Annotated in this window: 18 protein-coding genes and 1 pseudogene; 11 read left to right on the forward strand and 8 right to left on the reverse strand. The window is 70.4% G+C overall.

All coding sequences use genetic code 11. The features are described 5' to 3' along the window. Window positions 1-52: 52 nt before the first annotated feature. From AOK15_RS00315 to AOK15_RS00325, 3 genes are read right to left on the reverse strand one after another with little or no spacing between them, the layout of a single operon-like run. Entirely contained in the window at window positions 53-931 is an 879-nt protein-coding gene (locus AOK15_RS00315; protein WP_055511401.1) for a carbohydrate ABC transporter permease, read from the reverse strand. After that, window positions 921-1,835 carry a carbohydrate ABC transporter permease gene (locus AOK15_RS00320; protein WP_055511403.1) on the reverse strand — a complete coding sequence of 305 codons (915 nt, stop codon included), beginning with the start codon at window positions 1,833-1,835 and terminating at the stop codon, window positions 921-923. The genes AOK15_RS00315 and AOK15_RS00320 overlap by 11 nt, the downstream gene beginning before the upstream one ends. Then, entirely contained in the window at window positions 1,832-3,193 is a 1,362-nt protein-coding gene (locus tag AOK15_RS00325; RefSeq protein ID WP_055511405.1) for an ABC transporter substrate-binding protein, read from the reverse strand. Before AOK15_RS00325 ends, AOK15_RS00320 begins: the two co-directional genes overlap by 4 nt. A gap of 342 nt (window positions 3,194-3,535) precedes the next feature. On the opposite strand from AOK15_RS00325, the gene AOK15_RS00330 reads away from it, so the two are divergent. From AOK15_RS00330 to AOK15_RS00350, 5 genes are all read left to right on the forward strand, one after another. Then, window positions 3,536-4,333: a FadR/GntR family transcriptional regulator gene (locus AOK15_RS00330; protein ID WP_055511407.1), complete on the forward strand. Its 798-nt coding sequence runs from the start codon at window positions 3,536-3,538 to the stop codon at window positions 4,331-4,333. A 410-nt stretch (window positions 4,334-4,743) separates the two neighbouring features. Continuing rightward, window positions 4,744-6,795 (forward strand): family 43 glycosylhydrolase, encoded by a 2,052-nt coding sequence (locus tag AOK15_RS00335; protein WP_055511409.1) that lies wholly within the window; start codon window positions 4,744-4,746, stop codon window positions 6,793-6,795. Between the two features lie 240 nt (window positions 6,796-7,035). Further along, window positions 7,036-7,677 (forward strand): superoxide dismutase, encoded by a 642-nt coding sequence (locus tag AOK15_RS00340; protein WP_055511411.1) that lies wholly within the window; start codon window positions 7,036-7,038, stop codon window positions 7,675-7,677. A gap of 494 nt (window positions 7,678-8,171) precedes the next feature. Next, window positions 8,172-9,647 carry an FG-GAP and VCBS repeat-containing protein gene (locus tag AOK15_RS00345; protein WP_055511412.1) on the forward strand — a complete coding sequence of 492 codons (1,476 nt, stop codon included), beginning with the start codon at window positions 8,172-8,174 and terminating at the stop codon, window positions 9,645-9,647. 44 nt (window positions 9,648-9,691) lie between these two features. After that, window positions 9,692-10,633: a phosphotransferase gene (locus AOK15_RS00350; RefSeq protein ID WP_055511415.1), complete on the forward strand. Its 942-nt coding sequence runs from the start codon at window positions 9,692-9,694 to the stop codon at window positions 10,631-10,633. A 306-nt stretch (window positions 10,634-10,939) separates the two neighbouring features. On the opposite strand, the gene AOK15_RS00355 is transcribed toward AOK15_RS00350, so the two are convergent. After that, window positions 10,940-11,533: a TetR/AcrR family transcriptional regulator gene (locus AOK15_RS00355; RefSeq protein WP_055511417.1), complete on the reverse strand. Its 594-nt coding sequence runs from the start codon at window positions 11,531-11,533 to the stop codon at window positions 10,940-10,942. A gap of 79 nt (window positions 11,534-11,612) precedes the next feature. On the opposite strand from AOK15_RS00355, the gene AOK15_RS00360 reads away from it, so the two are divergent. Then, a complete protein-coding gene (locus tag AOK15_RS00360; protein ID WP_055511419.1) occupies window positions 11,613-12,572 on the forward strand; it encodes an oxidoreductase in 960 nt (319 codons plus the stop codon). A 19-nt stretch (window positions 12,573-12,591) separates the two neighbouring features. On the opposite strand, the gene AOK15_RS45990 is transcribed toward AOK15_RS00360, so the two are convergent. Together AOK15_RS45990 and AOK15_RS45995 are read right to left on the reverse strand one after the other, a co-directional pair. Further along, the gene (locus AOK15_RS45990; RefSeq protein WP_079058226.1) at window positions 12,592-12,843 is read right to left on the reverse strand and encodes an SDR family oxidoreductase; all 252 of its coding nucleotides are present in this window, start codon (window positions 12,841-12,843) and stop codon (window positions 12,592-12,594) included. Then, a complete protein-coding gene (locus tag AOK15_RS45995; RefSeq protein WP_055511422.1) occupies window positions 12,765-13,769 on the reverse strand; it encodes an Acg family FMN-binding oxidoreductase in 1,005 nt (334 codons plus the stop codon). The genes AOK15_RS45990 and AOK15_RS45995 overlap by 79 nt, the downstream gene beginning before the upstream one ends. Window positions 13,770-14,406: 637 nt before the next feature. Here AOK15_RS45995 and AOK15_RS00370 point away from each other — a divergent pair. Then, on the forward strand, window positions 14,407-14,847 hold the full coding sequence (locus tag AOK15_RS00370; RefSeq protein ID WP_055511424.1) for a pyridoxamine 5'-phosphate oxidase family protein: 441 nt from the start codon (window positions 14,407-14,409) through the stop codon (window positions 14,845-14,847). 296 nt (window positions 14,848-15,143) lie between these two features. On the opposite strand, the gene AOK15_RS00375 is transcribed toward AOK15_RS00370, so the two are convergent. Continuing rightward, window positions 15,144-15,608, reverse strand: coding sequence for a pyridoxamine 5'-phosphate oxidase family protein (locus AOK15_RS00375; RefSeq protein ID WP_205632063.1), 465 nt, complete (start codon window positions 15,606-15,608; stop codon window positions 15,144-15,146). A gap of 269 nt (window positions 15,609-15,877) precedes the next feature. Next, window positions 15,878-16,099 (reverse strand): annotated as a pseudogene (locus AOK15_RS00380) (hypothetical protein); the annotation flags it as partial. A gap of 296 nt (window positions 16,100-16,395) precedes the next feature. Between AOK15_RS00380 and AOK15_RS00385 the strand changes: the two are divergent. From AOK15_RS00385 to AOK15_RS00400, 4 genes are all read left to right on the forward strand, one after another. Further along, on the forward strand, window positions 16,396-17,088 hold the full coding sequence (locus tag AOK15_RS00385; protein WP_055511429.1) for a response regulator: 693 nt from the start codon (window positions 16,396-16,398) through the stop codon (window positions 17,086-17,088). 166 nt (window positions 17,089-17,254) lie between these two features. Beyond that, window positions 17,255-18,283: a type I glyceraldehyde-3-phosphate dehydrogenase gene (gene gap, locus AOK15_RS00390; RefSeq protein WP_055511431.1), complete on the forward strand. Its 1,029-nt coding sequence runs from the start codon at window positions 17,255-17,257 to the stop codon at window positions 18,281-18,283. 618 nt (window positions 18,284-18,901) lie between these two features. Further along, on the forward strand, window positions 18,902-19,738 hold the full coding sequence (locus AOK15_RS00395; protein ID WP_055511433.1) for a DUF2249 domain-containing protein: 837 nt from the start codon (window positions 18,902-18,904) through the stop codon (window positions 19,736-19,738). Between the two features lie 73 nt (window positions 19,739-19,811). Then, on the forward strand, window positions 19,812-20,315 hold the full coding sequence (locus tag AOK15_RS00400) for a hypothetical protein (protein ID WP_055511435.1): 504 nt from the start codon (window positions 19,812-19,814) through the stop codon (window positions 20,313-20,315). Window positions 20,316-20,345: the final 30 nt, after the last annotated feature.

Raw genomic sequence — 20,345 nt, forward strand, 5'->3', positions numbered from 1 at the left:
GTCGGGCGGACGACGCCGGATCGGGCATCAGGGTCGGGGCGGAGGACCGGGGCTACTCCTTGGTGGCGCCGGCGAGCATCCCGCTGACCAGGAAACGCTGGGCGAAGAGGAAGACGATCAGTACGGGTGTGATGGCCACGAGCGTCGCCAGGGCCAGCTGCGGCCGTTCGATCGCGAGGGTGCCGACGGCCGGATTGAAGGACGGCACATTGCTGAGCAGGGTCCCGACCCCCACCTGGATGGGCATCTGGCCGCTCTCGGGCAGCATCACGTAGGGCAGGAAGTAGTTGGTCCAGTTGGCGACGAAGCTGAAGAACCCGACGAGCGCGATCACCGGTGTCGCCAGCGGCAGCGCGATGTGCCGGAAGACACCGAACTCCGAGCAGCCGTCCATCCGTGCCGCCGCCAGCAGGTCCTTCGGTACCGCGGTGGTGAAGTAGATGTACGTCAGATACACGCCGAACGGGTAGAACGAGTACGGCAGGATGATCGACCACATCGTGCCGATCAGCCGCACCGCGTTGATCTCCAGGAACAGCGGCACCACCAGCGTGGCGGTCGGCATCAGCATCACGACCAGGGTCGAGACGAGCAGGGTGTGCCGGCCGCGGAACTCGGTCATGGCCATCGCGTAGCCCGCCGGGACGGCCACGCAGAGCGTGATGACCAGCGAGATCAGCGCGTACAGGGTCGAGTTGCCCAGCCACTGCAGGACGGCGTTGTCCTGGAACGCGGTGAGGGCGTCCCAGTTGGCCCTGAGGGTGTGCAAGGAGCCGAAGGAGAGCGGGCTGCCGTGGACGAGTTGCTGATCGGTCTTGGTCGCCGCGAGGACGAGCCACAGCACCGGCAGCACGAAGAACACCAGGAAGACGAGCAGGACGGAGCCGGTCAGCAGCCGGGGCACGAGGCGGCGCGAAGAACTAGTCGGCATCGAAGAACCCCGACCGTGCGACGAAGACGGCGGCGGCCGACACACTGACGACCAGGAGCTCCACCGAGACCGCGGCGGCGCCGTTGACGTTGTTCATCTGGAAGGCGAAGTCGTACGTCAGCTGGTTCAGCGAGTAGTCGCGTCCGGCCACGCCCACACTGGCGAGGGACAGCAGCTGCGGCTCCACGAAGAGCTGCGCACCGCCCGCGAAGGCCAGGATCACCATGTACACGATCCACTTGCGGAGCATGGGGATCTGGATGTGCCAGGCGGTCTGCCAGGCGCCCGCGCCGTCGATGCGCGCGGCTTCCATGACGTCGGTGGGGATGTTGTTGAGCGCGCCGTAGATGACGACGATCCAGCCGCCCGCGCCGGTCCAGAACGCGATGACCGTGAACAGCAGGGGCAGGTTGCCGGGCGCGATCACCTCGCCGAAGGTGTCGAACCCCAGCATGCCCAGCAGCGAGCTGACGGGGCTCACCGTCGGGTCGAGCATGAACAGCCACACCAGCACACTCGCGGCGCCGGCGAGCGCTCCGGGGATGTAGAAGAGGAAGCGCAGGGACTTGCTGAGGGTGCCGGAGGCGAGGCGGTGCAGCAGCAGCGCCAGGCTCACCACGAACACCACGAGCGAGACCAGCCAGAACAGCAGGTACAGCGCGACATGGCCGACGGCGTCCAGGAAACGGAAGTCCTGTGCGGTGGTGACGAAGTTGCTGAAGCCGGTGAAGGTGCCCCCGGCGTCGGTGAACGCGAAGTAGACGGCGTACCCGGTCGGCAGGATGCCGAACGCGATCAGGAGCAGCACGTAGGCCGCGACGAAGGCGATGCCGGCCCGGCTCTGCCGGTCGGTGCCGCTGGGGCGCCGACCGGCGGAGCCGGACGGGGAGTGGCTGAGGGTCACTGCTCGACCTTGTACCCGTTGGACTTGGCGTGCTGGACGATGGAGTCCTGCCAGGCCGGCAGCATCGAGACGATGGACTTGCCCTGGGTCAGGCCCGGCTTGACCGTGGACGCCCAGATCGCCTCCTGGCTGAACTGGCCCGAGCCCCACTCCGGCCACACCTGGGAGGAGGCGGCCGAGAGGGCGCTGAGGTCGCTGGCGAAGTAGCCGGAGGCGTCCTGACCCTTCAGCCATGCCTCGGCCGCCGGCGCGTAGGCCGGGAAGCCGGGCGCCTTCTCCCCCTGGTAGGCGTTGTCGGTGGTGACCCACGTCAGGAAGTCGGTGGCCGCCTTGAGGTGGGTGGAGTGCTGCGACAGCAGCCAGGTGCCGCCGCCGACGTTGCCCGTGGACGGCGCGCCGTCTCCCTGCCACTGCGGTATGGGCGCCACCGCGATCTGCTGGGCGGGGACCTTGAGGGTGTCCTTGAAGACCGCGCCGCCGAACCAGGCCGGGCCCGGCATGAGCAGGACCTTGTCGGCCTGGTTCTTGCCGAAGTCGGTGCTGAACACGCCGCTGATGGACATGGACTTGTTCTTGATCAGCACGTCCAGGAGCTTGGCCATCCTGGTGCAGGCCTCGCTGGTGGTGTTCACGGACACGGACTTGGGGCCGGTGATGTGGTTGGCGCCGCACTTGCTCGCCCACAGGTAGATCTCGGGGGTGAAGGAGTCCCCCGCGTCACCGACGAGATAGCCCGGATGCTCCTTGGCCACCTTCGTGCCGAGCTTCTGGTACTCCTCCCATGTCGTCGGCACCGTGTAGCCGAACTTCTTCATCAGCGGGGCGTTGTACCAGAGCACGGCCTGGGAGAGGTCGTTGCGCAGACAGTAGACGGTGCCGTCGACCGTGCAGACGTCGTTGGCGCCCTTGGCGAACTTCCCCAGCGTCGACTCGGGGACCAGGCCCTTGTTGAGCGGAGCGGCGAAGCCCGCGTCGACCGCCCAGGAGGTCTCGTTGTTCTGGGAGCTGAACACGACGTCGGGCCAGCCCTTGCCGGTGCGGTTGAACAACTGGACCTTCGTCTGGAGGTAGTTGGACCCGTTGGCGTCGCCGTCGTAGCTGACGATGTCCAGCTTCACCTCCGGGTGCAGCTTCTGGTACAGCTTCGCGGCGTCCATCCGGGTCGCGTCCACCCAGACGGTCAACGCCCCGTCCTTCTGCGGCACCTGGGCGAAGCCGTCCTTGGTGGTCGTACCGGCCGTGCCGCCGCCACAGGCCGTCACGGTCAGCAGCACCGTGACCGCACACCCGGCCAGCGATGCCGCCCGCTTCCTGCCGAGAGCTCTCTTGGGGCCGGGCGAGGACTGGTTGACGGTCATGAAGGACTCCAGGGGGTGTGCGGGTGCCCCGAGCGGATGGGCGGCCCGAAGGTCGACGGAGACGGGAGAGGCGGCTGCGCTGCGATCGGCTGGAAGAAATTAGCCGCCTTATCGCGTGACACGTCAAGGGTGCGTGCAGCGCTTCGTTGCTGGATTTCCGATGACGGACGAGCAGTTGTGCTGCTTATGCGCGATACGAGGCATTTGCTCACCCGGATGACCGTGGCTTTCGGTATGGATCATGGCCAGAATGAGTACGACTTATATCTCCTGTGCGCTACGATGAAGTCGGCTCCACCGCGACCAGTCGCGTGAGCAGAAGTCACCCGGGAGGCAGCACAGATGGACGACATGCCGGCGATCGAAGCGGCCCTGCCGGTCCAGGCCCCTCCCGCCGCGCCTGCGGGCGTGGCCGGCCCGGACGAGCGGCGGGACTACCGTCCCGGGTACGAGATCGTGGCGGAGCGGATCCTCGCGTACATCGCCGAGGAGCGACTGGCGCCGGGTGACCGGCTGCCCACGGAGATCGACCTCGCCCGGACGCTGGACACCAGCAGGGCGGTGGTGCGGGAGGCCGTCAAGATCCTTTCGGCGCTGGGCCGGGTGAGGGCGCACAAGGGGCGGGGCCTGTTCGTCGCGGACGACGAGGGCATGCTCGTCACCAGCCGGTGGGGAGGCTTCTTCCGCCCCGTCGACATCGACCACGTACTGATGCTGTTCGAGTTCCGCAGGGTCCAGGAGATGGCCGCCAGCAGTCTGGCGGCCACCCGTGCCACCCCTTCGGAGCTGCGTACCATCGAAGTCGCCATGGAGCAGTGCCGGCACGGGTTCGTCCACGGCCAGGTCGAGGTGTTCAACCAGGCGGACGAGGACTTCCACACGGCCGTGTCGGCGGCCTCGCACAACACGTTCCTCGTCAGCGCCGTGCGGGACGCGCGACGCCTGCAGCGCCAGTCCAGTGCCATCGGTATCCATGACTCGCTCGGGGAGAACACCGAGGCGGCCGTCGAGGAGCACGAGGCGATCTACCGGGCCATCCGTGACGGTCGCCCCGAGGAAGCGGCGCAGGCCACCGCGGCGCACCTCGACCGAACCCTGGAGGACTACCGGCGCGAGATCCAGCGCCGCCTGTTCGGCTGACGGCGCCCGTCGGCGCCCCTCCGCGCCCTGTCCCGGCCGCCGCACTTCTCGGAAAAACGCGGACGATCCGTTGACTTCCGTGCGGCCGGGACTCTAACTTCAGCGTCGATCGGTTCGACAAGCCGATAGCCGTTCGATATATCGACAAACCGTCGTTCCGTCCTCGGTCGTCACGTGTCCCAAAGGACCCGTTGCCCGGGCGCCCGGCGGTGTGCCTTCGTCATGCCGTCACCCCGCACCGCACGGGTGAGGGGCGTCAGCCGTCGGGACGCGGCACGCACGACGAGCTGCCGGGACGCGGCCCGCCCGACGCGAAGGCCGGATCTCTACCACGTTCTCCCTCCCGCGCTCTCCCCGCGGTGTCCACCCACCGCTCCCGCACGTGATGACCTCCAGCCAAGGACTGCATCGTGGACCTCACCAGAAGACAACTCGGCCGGCTCGCCGCGGTCGGTACCGGCGCCCTCCTCCTTCCGGGCCTGCTCCCGTCGAGCGTGGCGTCGGCGGCCACTCCTCCGGCCGGCACCTGGGGTGACCAGGGCGACGGCACGTACGTCAACCCGATCGTCCCGGCCGATCTCAGCGACTGGGACTGCATCCGGGTCGGCGACGACTACTACGGCATCACCAGTACGTTCGGATACTCGCCCGGCATGGCCGTCCTGCACTCGAAGGACCTGGTCAACTGGCGCCCGATCGGCGGCTCGGTCGACGACGTCACCCGCATCGGACCGGAGCTGAACTGGGACCGGATGAACCGCTACGGCCGCGGCGTGTGGGCCGGGGCCATCCGCTTCCACGCGGGGCGGTACTGGGTGTACTTCAACACGCCCGACGAGGGCTTCTTCATGACGTCGGCCCCGTCGCCGACCGGCCCCTGGGAGCCGTTGCACTCGATGTGGCGGACCTCCGGCTGGAACGACGTGTGCCCGTTCTGGGACGACGACGGCCAGGGCTACCTGGTCACCACGCACTACTCGGACAACTACAAGATCCACCTGTACAAGCTGTCCGAGGACGGCAAGTCGCTGGTCGGTCCGGCCCCGGTGATCCACCAGTCGTCGCGCAGCGAGGCCAGCAAGCTGTACAAGATCGACGGTGTCTACTACCACCTGTTCAGCGAGGTGAAGCCCGAGGGCCGGGTCCTCATGATGAACCGCGGCTCCAGCATCCTCGGCCCCTTCGAGACCCGCCAGCTGCTGCACGTCAACACCTCGGTCGACCGCGAGCCCAACCAGGGCGGGCTGGTGCAGACCCCGGGCGGCGACTGGTACTTCGTGACCCACCACGGCCACGGCGGATGGGAGGGGCGCGTGCTGTCCCTGCTGCCGGTGACCTGGGTCGACGGCTGGCCGATCATCGGCACGGTGGGCTCGGACGGCATCGGCACCATGGCGTGGACGGGCCAGTTGCCCGACACCGGCACCCCCGGCCTCCCCGTCGACGCGCTGCCCGCCGTCGTCACCAGCGACTCGTTCACCGACACCCGCCTCAAGCCGCAGTGGGAGTGGTACTACCAACCCCGGGCGGACTACTGGTCGTTGACCGAACGTCCTGGTTATCTGCGGCTGAAGGCGTTCGCACCGCTGGCCGGGGACAACCTGATGAAGGTGGGCAACACCCTCACCCAGCGAGTGCTGCGCACCGCGGGCGGCGCCACGGTGACCGTCCGCCTCGAACTGGCCGGCCTCGCCGACGGCCAGCACGCCGGGCTGTGCCACTACGCCGCCACCTACGCCGGACTGGGCGTGCGACGCTCCGGGACCACCACCACGATCGAGCACAACGTCGGCGGGACCCTGACCAGCGGCGCGACCCTCACACAGAACGCCGTGTGGCTGCGCACCACATGGGACGTGAACGGGGTCAGCCGCTTCTCCTACAGCCTCGACGGAAGCACGTTCACCCAGGTCGGTGGCACCTACCAGCTCACCTGGGGCGGCTACCGCGGCGACCGGATCGGCCTCTACACCTACAACCCGGGCGGCACCGGCCACGTCGACTTCGACTCGGTGCAGTACACCATCGCCCCCGCGCGGACGTACACATGCGTCAGCGTGCGCAGCGGCAAGGTGGCCGACGTCGCCGGCGGGTCCGGCGCGGACGGCGCCGCCGTGATCCAGTGGACCGACAACGGCGCGACGAACCAGCAGTGGGCCTTCCAGTCCACGGCCGACGGCTACCACACGATCACCTGCGTCCGCAGCGGCAAGGTGCTCGACGTGGCCGGATCCTCCACGGCGGACGGCGCACGGGTCGTACAGGCGACCCCCGACGGCAGGGCCAGCCAGCAGTGGCGGTTGCGCCCCCTGTCCGGCGGTGTCTTCCAGGTGGTCAACCGCAACAGCGGCAAGGTGCTCGACGTCACCTCCGGCAGTACGGCCGACGGCGCCGCGCTGATCCAGTACGCCGACCGGGGCGGCACCAACCAGCAGTGGACGTTCCGCCGGGTCACCGGCTAGAGGCGCAACGATCCCGCCCGCACCGGCTGGTACGAGCAGGCGCGGCCACGGCCCGGCCCTACGGCTTCTTCGCCGTAGGGCCGGGCCGTCGCGCGTCGGGCGCGGTCTCCGGTGGCCCCGAGGACACCGTCCCCGCGACCCGACCACGGTCCCAGGACCCACGCATGATCGATGACCCGCCCCTATTGCTGCTAGCGTGCAGTTGCACATCAGTGGCAATAGTGTCGGAGGATGTTGGACATGGCGGTGTACACGCTCCCGGAGCTTCCCTACGACTACGCGGCGCTCGAACCGGTCATCAACCCGCAGATCATCGAGCTGCACCACGACAAGCACCACGCGGCGTACGTCAAGGGCGCGAACGACACGCTGGAGCAGCTGGCGGAGGCGCGGGACAAGGAGCAGTGGGGTTCGATCAACGGCCTGGAGAAGAACCTGGCCTTCCACCTCTCCGGCCACATCCTGCACTCCATCTACTGGCACAACATGACCGGTGACGGCGGCGGCGAGCCCCTGGAGAAGGACGGAGTGGGCGAGCTGGCGGACGCCATCGCCGAGTCCTTCGGCTCGTTCGCGGCCTTCAAGGCGCAGCTGACCAAGGCGTCGGCGACGACGCAGGGCTCCGGCTGGGGCGTGCTCGCGTACGAACCGCTCAGCGGGCGCCTCATCGTCGAGCAGGTCTACGACCACCAGGGCAACGTCGGCCAGGGTTCCACCCCCGTCCTGGTCTTCGACGCCTGGGAGCACGCCTTCTACCTCCAGTACAAGAACCAGAAGGTCGACTTCATCGACGCCATGTGGGCCGTCGTCAACTGGCAGGACGTGGCCCGCCGTTACGCCGCCGCCAAGGAGCGCGGCGACAGCCTGCTGCTCACGCCCTGAACGTGGTGACGCATGACGCCGCGACCGTGGCGGCGTCCGCACAGACGTCCTGCTCGTGATCGTCTTCTCAACCTTCACCGGCAGGCGGTAGGAGGAAGGGCTCCCGCGAGGACATGACTCGCGGGAGCCCTTCTGTCACCCGGCCACCGGCAGGACATGGTCGCCGACCCTGTCGGTGCTCAGGCACAGCGAGCACGGAGGGGAAGGCGCGGCCCGGGTCCGAGGGATCGGCCGCGCTCGGCGTGGAGGACGGTCCGGGTGCGGAGAGAGCCTCGCGTCCATGCCCAGTGACGCCAGGCAGCGGTCGTAACCCCTGGGCGCCCCGGATGAGCCTGATGTTTCGGAAGGCTCTCGGGCCCGCCCTTGCGCACCGGCGCGCCGTGCCCGCTTCACCGGGCCGCCCTCGCACAACCATCCACCGTTTCCGGGTGTCTTGGAGGTGAGTCACACCCGTGCGAGGCGTCTCGATGTCGCTCGCGCTTTGAGGAGGAGCAGTGGGAATCCGCCGACCTGCCGTATCGACCGCCGTGGCCGCCGCCCTGATCGGGTCGTTCGGCGTGCCGCTCGTCGCGGGCACCGCGTCCGCGAAGGACGGCGTCGCGACCGTGCGCGAGGACTTCGACGGCGACGGCTACCAGGACGTCGCCGTCGCCGCCCCGGGCGCGAGCGTCGGAGGCCACGCCCGCGCCGGTTACGTCGCGGTCAGCTACGGCTCCCCGCAGGGCCTCGACCCCAAGCGCACCAAGGTCTTCACCCAGGACACCACCCACGTGCCCGGCGCCTCCGGCGACAACCACGTCTTCGGCTACGCGATGGTCTCCCGCGACCTGGACGGCGACGGCCTGACCGACCTGGCCGTGGTCGCCCGCGACTACCGGCCGGAGGACAACGTCAACGGGTCGGTGACCGTCCTGTGGGGCCGGAAGACCGGCCTGTCCGGCGACGGCGCCGTCCGCGTCGGCGCACCGGCGAACGCCCAGGTCGGCGACGACCTCACCGCCGGCGACTTCGACGGCGACGGGTACACGGACCTGTTCATGGGCAACGGGGACGAGTACGACTTCCACGACGTCCTCCACGGCCCCTTCGGCCGCAACGGCGCCCCCAGCCGCACCCAGCAGGTGCAGGTGTACAGCACCGACAACTCCATCAACTCCACCGCCACGGGCGACTTCAACGGCGACGGCATCGAGGACCTCGCGACGTTCTACGTCTACGAGAACCACGCCGAGGGCGGCAAGCTGTGGCTCGGCTCCAAGGCCGGCCTGTCCACCGTCCCGCAGCGGTTGAACTCCGCGGCCGGCACCGCCGTCGCCGACTTCGACCGCGACGGCTACGCCGACCTCGCCACCCGCGTCTTCCTCAACGGCGACACCGAGGGCACCGAGGAGGACCCGGGCACCGTCAAGATCTACTACGGTTCCGCGTCCGGCCCCAGCCAGACCCGTACGCAGACGATCACCCAGAACACGGCGGGCGTGCCCGGCGTGAGCGAGAAGGGCGACCAGTTCGGCGGACGGCTGCACGCGGGCGACGTCAACGGCGACGGATACCCCGACCTGGCCGTCGGTGTCCCCGGCGAGGCGATCGGCTCCAAGGCCAGGGCCGGCGCCGTGGTGCTGCTCAAGGGCGCCAAGGGCGGGCTCACCGGCAAGGGCGCGCAGGCGTTCCACCAGGACACGACGGGAGTTCCGGGTGCCGCGGAGTCCGGCGACGTGTTCGGCGCGGCACTGCGACTGCTCGACATGACGGGTGACGGCAAGGCGGACCTGGTCGCGGGCGCGCCGGGCGAGAACCTGGGCAGCGTCGTGAACGGCGGCGCGGTGTGGCTGCTGCGCGGCGCCGCCTCCGGCGTGACCGCCGCCAAGTCGGTCGCCCAGAACCCGACGGACATCGGGGCCCCGGCGCCGAGGGCGTTGTTCGGCGCGAACCTGAGCGGCGACAACGGGGCGGGAGTGGTCATCCCGTAGCCGAGGAGCGGGCATCGGGGGCACCCGCAGTACTGTGCCGTCGCATGACGGACACGGACACGGACACCGACACGTTCCCGGACACCGAGATCGGCACCGATACCGAGGTCGAGATCACCGCAGACCTGGTCCGCGACCTGCTGAAGGAACAGCATCCGGACCTCGCGGGGCTGGCCGTCCGTGAGGTCGCGGGCGGCTGGGGCAACCAGATGTGGCGCCTCGGGGACGAGTTGGCCGTGCGCATGCAACGCATGGACCCCACCCCGGAGCTTCAGCTGAAGGAGCGGCGGTGGCTGCCGGTGCTGGCCCCGCGCCTGCCGCTCCCGGTGCCGCGCCCGGTCCGGTTCGGCGAAACGTCCGAACGCTTCCCCAAGCACTGGACCGTGATGACGTGGGTCCCCGGCGAGCCGCTGGACCACGGCGCGATCAGCCGCGGCGACCACGCGGCCGACACACTGGCGGGTTTCCTCCGGGCACTCCACGTGGAGGCACCCGCAGAGGCGCCGGTCTCCACGGACTTCGGCGCCCATCCCAGGGACTGCGCGGACGGCTTCGCGTACTTCTTCGAGGCCGTCGTCCCCGACGACATCGCCGCCGACGTCCGGACTGTCTGGGACGACGCCGTCGCGGCCCACGCGTGGGAGGGTCCGCCGGTGTGGGTGCACGGCGACCTCCATCCCGCGAACGTCGTCGTCTCGGACGGAACGCTCACGGGCGTCGTCGACTTCGGCGCCCTGTTCGCCGGCGATCCGGCATGGGACCTGGCCGCCGCATGGGTCCTGCTGCCCGCGGGCACGGCCTCACGCTTCTTCGACACGTACGCCCGTGCGGACGAGGCGGCGATCCGTCGCGCCCGAGGGCTGGCCGCCATGAAAAGCCTGTTCCTGATGCTCATGGGCCAGAACGGAGACCGGGGCCTCCCCGGCGGCAAGCCCCACTGGGGCCCCAGAGGCCGAGCGGCACTGGACCGTGTCCTGAAGGCCTAGGTCGCATCAACGTACCTTCGAACGACGGCAGTTCACCGTCATCCGGTCGAGGGGCCACGCCGGCCCGGCTGTCTCCTGCGGGTGACGGCGCTGTAGGTCCCTGTCCTCGTTCACCGGCACCTCACCCCGGCCCTTCGGGCCCCGCCGCGCGGGCACCAGGACGGAAAGCCGGCCACACCGCACACCCTGGAACACCCCGGGCCCCACTCCGCCGCCGCTCACCGATGTCCGGGGTGTCGCCAGTCTCTGAACAATGATCCTCAGCCAGTTCTTGAATGGTGACCCCTCTGGTCATCCTGCGCGGCTCTACTGTGTCGCGCAGCCGCGCAGGGCGGACGCGATCAGGTCGTCCAAGCCGTGCTCAGCCGCCTCCGGCGGCAGGACGCCGCTCACCGTCAGGCCGGCATAGCCGTGCAGCGCCGCGAAGACCGGCAAGGCGATCCGTTCGAGTGGCCCCTCGCGCACTTCGCCCCGGAGCTGTCCGTCGCCGATCAGTTCCAGGAGTTGATCGGACCATCGATGGGCGGTCGCCCCGAGCGCCTCCGACGCCTGCGGACTGTGCTTGACCGAGAACATCAGGTCGAGCAGTGCGGCGTTGGCCACGGCGAAGCCCACATAGGCGCGGGCCGCGGCATCCAGCCGGTCGGCGAACGCCTCACCAACGCCTTCCTGCGAGGCTGCGATGGCCTCGGCGAGCCGCTCGAACCCGGTCAGCGCCAGGGCGTCCAGCAGCGCCTGCTTGGACTTGAAGTGGCGACTCGGCGCGGCGGGGCTCACCCCGATCACGCGGGCCAGTTCGCGCAGGGACAGCGCGGACACCCCCCGCTCGCGCAGCGTCTTCTCGGCTCGCGCGAGCAGCGCGGCGGGGAGGTCTCCGTGGTGGTAGGGGCGGTCCGTCATGCCCTCAGCCTAGCCGGGTGTAGGCGACGCACACATTGTTAACGTTGCCTACATTGTGATCGGTGCATACATTGGGGCCATGGCAAAGAACACGCACACCCAGCCCTGGAACACCACCGACATCCCCGACCAGACCGGCCGCACCGCCGTCGTCACCGGCGCGAACAGCGGCCTCGGACTCGCCACGGTCCACGCCCTGGCCGCCGCGGGCGCCCACGTCGTCCTCGCCGTACGGGACACCGAGCGCGGCGAAGCCGCGGCCGCGACGGTGAACGGCAGCGTTGAGGTCCGCCGCCTCGACCTGGCCGACCTCGCCTCCGTGCGCGAGTTCGCCGGCGCCTGGCACGGCGACCTGGACCTGCTCATCAACAACGCCGGCATCATGAACGTCCCCGAGGGCCGCACCAAGGACGGTTTCGAGACCCAGTTCGGCACCAACCACCTGGGGCACTTCGCACTGACCAACCTGCTCCTGCCGCACCTCACCGACCGCGTGGTGACTCTGACGTCCCTCGCGCACAAGTCCCCGGGCAGCCCGCGCATCCGCTTCGACAACCTCGACCTGACCGGCGAGTACAGCCCGATCCCCGCCTACAGCCAGTCCAAGCTCGCCAACCTGCTCTTCACCCTGGAACTCCAGCGGCGGCTCACCGAGGCGGGCTCACCCGTACGCGCCCTCGCCGCGCACCCCGGCTTGGCCGCCACCAACCTCCAGGGGCACGACGCCAGCGCGCTGCGGCGCGCTCTCATGCGCCTGGGCAACCGGCTGATCGCCCAGGACAGCCGGGCCGGCGCACTCCCCACCCTGTACGCCGCCGTCCAGGATCTCCCCGGCGCGAGCCTCGTCGGCCCGGGCGGCATGTTCGAGACCCGCGGCGCCCCGACCCTGGTCGGCCGCTCCCCGGCCGCCGCGGATCCGGAAGCCGCCCGACGCCTGTGGACGGCGTCGGAGGAGCTGACCGGCGTCACCTTCCCGGAGCCGACCGCGGCGGGGAACCCCCGGGCCACAGGGTCAGGAACCCGAACGGCGCTCAGGTGAACTCACGGGATGTCGCAGATCAGGTTGCGGTGTAGCCGCCGTCCGCGGCCAGGATGGATCCGGTGACGCAGGCGGCGGCAGGCGAGACGAGGAAGGCGTAGGGGGCGGCGATCTCCTCGACGGTGGCCCGGCGGCCGAGCGGGGTACAACGTGCAGGCCGGTCCCGTCGCGGGCGCGGCCACGCGGCGTCCCTCAGTCGCCCCGCAGGCCGGTCGGCCCGGTATCGAGCGGCGCGACGCGGCGTGGGGTGGCCGGGCCGTCCGGGCCGTATCCCAGGCGGATCAGCATCTGGGGGTGCCCCATGAGGCCGGGTGTGGAGCTCAGGGAACGGCGCAGGTCCGGCCACTCCATCGGCTGGTGCAGCAGGGAGGTCCGTACACCGTGGACCGTCGCGACCAGCAGCAGGTGCTGCAGGGCCTGCCCGGCCCGCAGCCAGTCGGCCCGGCGGTCGTGTTCGGTGGTCAGCAGCGCTATGACCGGCTTCGTCTCGAACGGCCGGGCGGTAAGCCGCTCGGTGTGGCGCTGCGCGGTGAAGTCGCGCATGGGCAGTCGCTCATGGGCGTCCTGCGGGCCGAGGGCGGTCTGCGGGAGTCCGACGTCGGTGAGCGCGTCCGGGTCGCGGTGGATCCAGCGGCGACTCTCGGCTGCTCGGTCGTGATCCGTACGGTTGCGGTGCTCGGCCTCGGCGGTCACCCGGAGCAGACGATCGGTCTCGGCGACTGCGGGAAAGGTGAGCAGGGCCCCCTCGGTGTGGGCGGCCTCGGTGAGTTCCGCGCACAGCTGGGGCGGCAGGGGCCTGCCGGAGAACGGGAACCGGCTGCTGTGCCTGCGGCCGATCGCCTCGTACAGGTCCCCGCGACGCCCCGTGGCCGGCCGAGAAGCGGGGCCCGTCAGGCGGACGGTGGCGAGGAGCTCGGGATCGTCCGGTGAGGGCAGCAGGCGGGTGACCGCGTGCCAGCCGAAGTGAGCCACCGAGACACGGAGGTTGAACACCGACGCGCCCACCGACAGGTGCAGGGCACGGCCCGTGGGATCCATGTGCCGCAGCCCTCGCTCCGGAGCCGCGAGGACCTGGAGTGTGACGGTCTCGGGAGCCAGGCGGAAGCGCCATGGCTGGGTGTTGAAGATCGATGGCGCGGCGATCGCGGCCGTGAGGCAGGCTTCCAGCAGCGAGGCGTCAACAGTGGTGGATCGCAAGGGGCCCTCCTTTCCTGTCCCGGGTCGCGCAGAGGCAGCGCGGATCGTGCGTTTCACCGATGGTGGGAGTTGCCCGGCGGTGGAGGGGAGGGGCCGGTGGTCCCTCGGCGTGGACCGTACGGGCCAGACGCGCTCGGCGCGCTCCCCTCTGCCGTGTCGTGGCTGTCCTGCCCCGCGAGTTCCATGACCACGACCACCGTCACGGGTCTTGGATGATCAGTTCCACCAGGGTTGTGCCGTCGACGACACGTTCCGTGGGGCAGGGCGCGGGCATGGTGTGGGCTTGGGCCATGCCCAGAGACAACCCGCGAGGGCGGACCGTGGGGAAGGGCCGTTCGGCCCGTTCACGCGGTCTCGCAAGCGCCTGCGGGGCCCCGCACCAGGTTCCCCGGCTGTCCTTCTGGGCCGGGGGCGGATCTGGTGTGCCTGTCGTACATGGGCAGAGCAGACCTGAGGGACTGCGCTCGTCCGGCTCCTCGACGGGCCGAGCTCTCCCTGACGGGTGCCGGCGGGGCATATCGGCACCCTCGCGGGGGCCGCTCTCCGACGCAGGGAGGACGCATGGCCTCTCATCTCCGATGCCGAGGCTGCGGACGATGAAGTGTGAGCGTCGCCCTGCGTGAGAGACGGACTGGCTATGTATCCCAACGACGGTTTCCGTGAACTCGGTCGGCAGGAATGTCTGGGTCTGCTGGCGAAGGTGTCGGTCGGCCGCATCGTGTACACCCGGCAGGCACTGCCCGCGGTCCTGCCGGTCAACTTCTGTCTGGACGACGACGGTGCGGTGCTGCTGCGCACCTGTGCGGCTTCGGAACTGGCCCGTGCGGTCGACGGTTCGGTGGTCGCCTTCGAGGTGGACGAGGTCGACGCGGTCGCCAGGGCCGGCTGGAGCGTCGTCGTGACCGGGCGGGCGGCAGTGGTGAACGACCCGGCCGAGCACGAGCGCCTGGACAGGGTTGTTCCCGGCTCCTGGGCCCCTTCGCCCGTGGAGGTCTTCGTGCGTGTCGAGCCCGAGCTGGTGACCGGGCGGGAGCTGGTCGGCGGTCGCACGCTGTACGGGGTGCGGCTCTCCGCCTGACCGGGGCCCTGCGCAGAGGGCCGTCCGGCCCCATGACAAAGGGGCCGGACGGTCGCGGTGACGGGTTCCCAGCCCTCCGGTTACGCGGTCAACGTCGTTCGTCCGACCCGCGAGCAGCAGCTCGACGTGATCAGCCGCACCTTCCCTGGGGCACTGTGAACACCGCGAAGCAGCTCGCCGCCGGACAGGTCTCGGTCCGGATCCACTCCTGGGACCTGTCCACCGGCGTCGACGGCCGAGGCACAAGTTCTGCGGGAGCCCGCGGAGCCCTGCACCGGATCGCTGATTCGTCGAGGTCAGGCGCTGATGGTCTCGTCCGCGGCGGTGAGCCGGATTCCCGTGACCAGGTCGGGGTGGATGCGGACCGCGTAGTCCATGGTCTGTCTCACCCAGGGATGGAGCAGTGCCTGGTAGCGGGCCAGTTCGTGGGGGTCGGTGATCAGGCGGGCGTAGCCGGTGACGACCACGCTCCAGCCGAGGTGGGTGTCCGGGTCGATGGAGTCGGCCTCGTAGGCGACGACGACGCCTGAGCCGTTGGCATGGCGGGTGTGCGAGGTGATCGCCGAGCCCTCGTGGCTGCGGATGATGATGTCGCCATCGTCGAGGACGTGGTTGACCGGCCTGATCGTGGGGAGCGCGTGCTGGGTGAAGACGATCCTGCCCAGGGAGACGCTGCCCAGGAGGCGCAGGGCTTCGGCGCTGTCGAGTTCCGCGCTGTGCCGTGGTCCGGCGGTGGGGAGCGGGGCGTTGTTGGTGGTCATGGCGGGTTTCCGTAGGGGTTCGTCGCTCACTGCGCGGGTGCTTCGGTGGGAGTGCCGTTGTCGTGACGGCGCTGGTCGCCGCGGTGCCGGTACCGCATCTGGGTGTCCCTTCGAAGATCGGTGGCATGGGACCTGCCGAGGTCTCAGGGAGGAGCCCGGTGGACGCGGGGCACGGGTGGAGGTGGATCAGACCATTTGAATGCGGGCGGTGAGGGGCGCGGTAGGGCCGAACGGCCCTACCGCGCCCCGAGGTCGGCCTATGCGCTGCGGTGCTCGGGAGCACCGGCGGCGACGGCGGCGTCGCGCACGACGCGGGCCGCCTCGGCGCTGCACCGCTGGGCGGAGGGGTGGAAGGCGAAGACGACCGGGTTGCGGGTCTTCAGCGCCATCAGCGCCTTGAAGATCGTGGTGGAGGTCGGATTGGTGACCGGGGTGACCGCGGCTGTCACGCCGACTGGTTCCGCGATCTCCACCAGGTCCTCGACGTCGTCACCTGTTCCACTCCTTGTGATCGCGTTCCGCGGCTCCAGCCTGATGCGAGCTCCCGCCCCTGCCCCAGGGCCACCCGGCCCCGGAACCGGGACCGTGGGCCCCCAACACCCGCCGCCGGCCGACGCCCCTGTTCCTCGACGGCTTCGACCGGCGGGCAGCGCGTACTCGGGGAAGCAGGGGCCGACCGGCCCTGGGCATATCGGCCCCGAACCGGGAAGGATCCCCAACGAGACGGCCCACCGCGTCCACGCGGACACCGGCGTGGAAGGCGGCATACGCAGAACAGGAGCATTCGATGGCGGACGGCGAGCAGCCCGGCCCCGACAACCCGATCCGGGTCTTCCTGATGGACGACCACGAGGTGGTACGGCGCGGGGTGCACGACCTGCTGAACGACGAACCGGACATCACCGTGGTCGGCGAGGCCGCCACGGCGGAGCAGGCCCTCGTCCGCGTCCCTGCTCTGCGCCCGCAGGTCGCGGTCCTCGACGTGCGCCTGCCGGACGGCGACGGTGTCACGGTGTGCCGGGAGCTGCGTTCGCGCATGCCGGAACTGGCCTGCCTGATGCTGACCTCGTTCGACGACGAGGAGGCGCTGCTGGACTCGATCATGGCGGGCGCCTCCGGTTACGTACTGAAGCAGATCCAGGGCTCCGACCTGGTGGCGGCCGTGCGCACGGTGGCCCGGGGCCAGTCGCTGCTGGACCCGAGCGCCACCACCAAGCTGATGGCCAGGCTGCGCGCCGGACAGCAGAAGGAGGAGGAGCCGGACGCCCTGCCGGGCCTGACCGGCCGGGAGCGGGAGATCCTGGCCCTGATCGGCGAGGGACTGACCAACCGCCAGATCGGTCAACGCCTGTACCTGGCCGAGAAGACGGTGAAGAACCACATCTCCCGTCTGCTCGCCAAGCTCGGCGTGGAGCGGCGCATCCAGGCCGCCGTGATCGCCACCGAAGCCCGGGACCGGCTGAGGCAGGAAGGCCGCTGACGCGACGCGTGACGCGGCAGCCGCCCCCGGGCAACGGCGAAGCCCGGCTCCGGGCCGAAGGTCCCGCGGTCCGCCCCGTCCGGCCCCTGCCCCTCCCGAGTGGCCGCTCGCAGGCTGGGAACCCACCCCGGCACACCGCCGGGTATCGATCGGGAGGACGACGGACATGAGCGTGCGCGTCGGCATCAACGGCTTCGGCCGCATCGGCCGCAACTACCTGCGCTGCGTGCTGGAACGCGCGGAGCGTGGCACCGGCACGCCGGTCGAGGTCGTGGCGGTCAACGACCTCACCTCACCGGCCACGCTGGCGCACCTGCTGGCGTACGACTCTACGTACGGCCGCCTGCACCGCACCGTCGAACATGACGACGACTCACTGACCGTCGACGGACACCGCATCGCCGTCACCGCCGAACGCGACCCGGCCGCCCTGAGCTGGGGCAGCCTTGGCGTGGATGTCGTCATCGAGTCCACCGGCCGCTTCCGCACCCGCGAACAGGCCGGCCTGCACCTGAAGGCCGGCGCGCGCAAGGTGCTGCTGTCCGTGCCCGGCAAGGGCGTCGACGCCACCGTGGTCATGGGCGTCAACGAGGGCACGTACGACCCGGAGCGGGACCACGTGGTCTCCAACGCCTCCTGCACCACCAACTGCGTGGCGCCGATGGTGAAGGTCCTCGACGAGTCCTTCGGTATCGACAAGGGCCTGATGACCACCATCCACGGCTACACCAACGACCAGGTCGTCCTCGACGGCCCGCACAAGGACCTGCGCCGCGGCCGCAGCGCCGCCGTGAACATCATCCCCACGAGCACCGGTGCCGCGCGTGCCGTCGGCCTCGTCCTGCCGGAACTGTCCGGAACCCTGGACGGCATCGCCGTACGGGTCCCCGTGGAGGACGGTTCGCTGACCGACCTGAGTGTCGTCCTCGACCGGGCCGTCACCGCGGAGGAGGTCAACGCGGCGTTCCGGGAGGCCGCCGACGGGCCCCTGAAGGGCGTCCTGCGGGTTTCCGAGGCACCGATCGTCTCGCGGGACATCGTCGGTGACCCCGCCTCCTGCGTCTTCGACGCCCCGTTGACCCAGGCGCACGGCGACCTGGTCAAGGTCTTCGGCTGGTACGACAACGAGTGGGGCTACACCAACCGCCTCCTCGACCTCACCGAGTACGTCGCCGCTCGCCTTCCGGTGGGCTGACCGCAGCGCCGACACGCCGCTGCTGCTGGTCTCGGCGGGCATCGGCCGCACCCCGACGGTCGGCATCCTGAAGCACCTCGCGGGCACCGGCAGCGACCATCCGGTCCATGCGCTGCACGCCGATCGCTCCCCGGCCGACCACGCCCTGCGCGCCGGAACGCATCGACTGCTGGGCCGGCGGTACGCGGTACGCGGTACGCGTGAGCGCACCTGGGCCGAAGTGCCCTCTCATGCGCGGCCGTTCGGCCCTGTTCGCTGCCGACCACCGAGGACCGGCAGACCTGCCCCCGGGACCGTCCGGCCCAGGTGGCGGCGTATGCGGCGCGGTGATGCTGGGGCATGACCGGCCGGGAGACGACACCGACCGTGATGTCCGTCCCCACGGCCACGTCTTCTCGGGCAAACGGGTCCAGGCGGGCACGGCTCCCGGTCCGGTCGCCGTCCGGCCGGTTCCTCCGTCTGTCACCGGCCGGATGCATGGTCCGCCATGTCCCGGAGCCGAACGCCCGGTTTCTCCATGCCGATTGCGCAGCGCGCCCGGCGACGTGGCGGACCGACCGCCCACCACCCGCACCGGTCGGCCACGCGCCGGCCGTGAACCCGCTGGAGACTCCGCCCATGAGCGCGCTCACCCTCGCATCGGTCCCTGAGGACGCCACAGCTCTCGAAGCCGCCGAGGCCCGTCATGCCCGCACGGCCGGGGAGCTGGCCGGCCGTGTGGCCCTGCTGACCACCGCCGCGGCCGGCGATCCGAGCGCCGCCGAGAATTCGCGCGTCGGCCTGGTCGCCTTCTGCGACCGCGAACTGCTGCCGCACGCCGCCGCCGAGGAGGTCACCCTCTACCCGGTTGCGCGAGCCCTGCCCGACGCCCGCCTGCTCATCGTGAGCCTGGTCGCAGAACACCGCTGCCTCACCGCGTTGGTCGAGGCCCTGCGCGGCGCCGCCACACCGGCGGACGCGGTGGCCGACGCCAGGGCCCTGCAAGTCCTCTTCGAGGAGCACACGGCCAAGGACGACAGCCTCGTCCTGCCCCTGCTCGCCATGGCTCCCGGAGTCTCCTTGGCCACGCTGCTCGCGGACCTCCATGCCCGGATCGGGCAGGACCCGTCGGCCGACAGCATCCGCCCCTCGACGAACACCACGAACACGAGCAAGAAGGACGAGAGCGCGAACGACGAGAAGACCGGCGGATGCGGCGGAGTCTGCGGCTGCGACGGCGCGGACGAGGCACCCGTTCCCGAACTGGACGTCCGTGGCGTCCCGCACTCCCTGCGCCACGCCACGGTCTTCGGCGCGCTCGACGCCGTCCCCGCGGGCAGCGCCATGGTGCTGGTCGCGCCACACGACCCGCTGCCACTGCTGGCGCAGATCGAAGACAGGAACCCCGGAGCCTTCTCCGTGGAGTACCTGGAACGCGGCCCCGAGTCCTGGCGGCTCCGCCTCAGCCACCGCTGACGGTTCCGTCCCGGTCAGGTGCTGACACGGCCTGGCCGTTCCGCACGCACACGAGCACGAAAGAAGACACGTCATGAACATCGCGCACCGCCGGACAGGCGCCCTCGTCCGCGTGGTCGGCCTCGCCCTGGGGGCCGCCGGGCCGGTCATGCTGCTGCGCGGCCTCAGCGGCCGCAAGGAGATACGGGCCGAACTGGCCGCCCAGAAGATCAGGTTTCCCGGCCACGGACTGCCCGCCCATCTGGCCCGCTTCGTCGACGAGCCCGTGGAAACGGGCCCGCAGGCCCACGCGTACGCCGAACTCATCAAGGACCACGTCGCCCAGGCCACCGCAGGCCGCACCTACGCCGAGATCACCGAGGAACTGCACGCCACCGGTGGCGACGACGAGAAACTCGCTCAGCTCCGCCAGACCGCCTTCATGGGGGAAACCCTGCGCGCCTCCCTGCTGTCCGCCTACCAGGCATGGCACATCACCACCCTCGTCACCGGCCTGGGCGCACTGCTGACCGGTGCGGGAGCGGCCCTGGTGGCCACCGCGAGCACCCTGGCAGCGGATCCCGCGAACCGCACCTGACCCACCCTGCCGTCCTCACTGACCGGCCCC

Source organism: Streptomyces ossamyceticus (assembly GCF_001418475.1).
In the GTDB taxonomy this organism is placed as follows: Bacteria; Actinomycetota; Actinomycetes; order Streptomycetales; family Streptomycetaceae; genus Streptomyces; species Streptomyces ossamyceticus.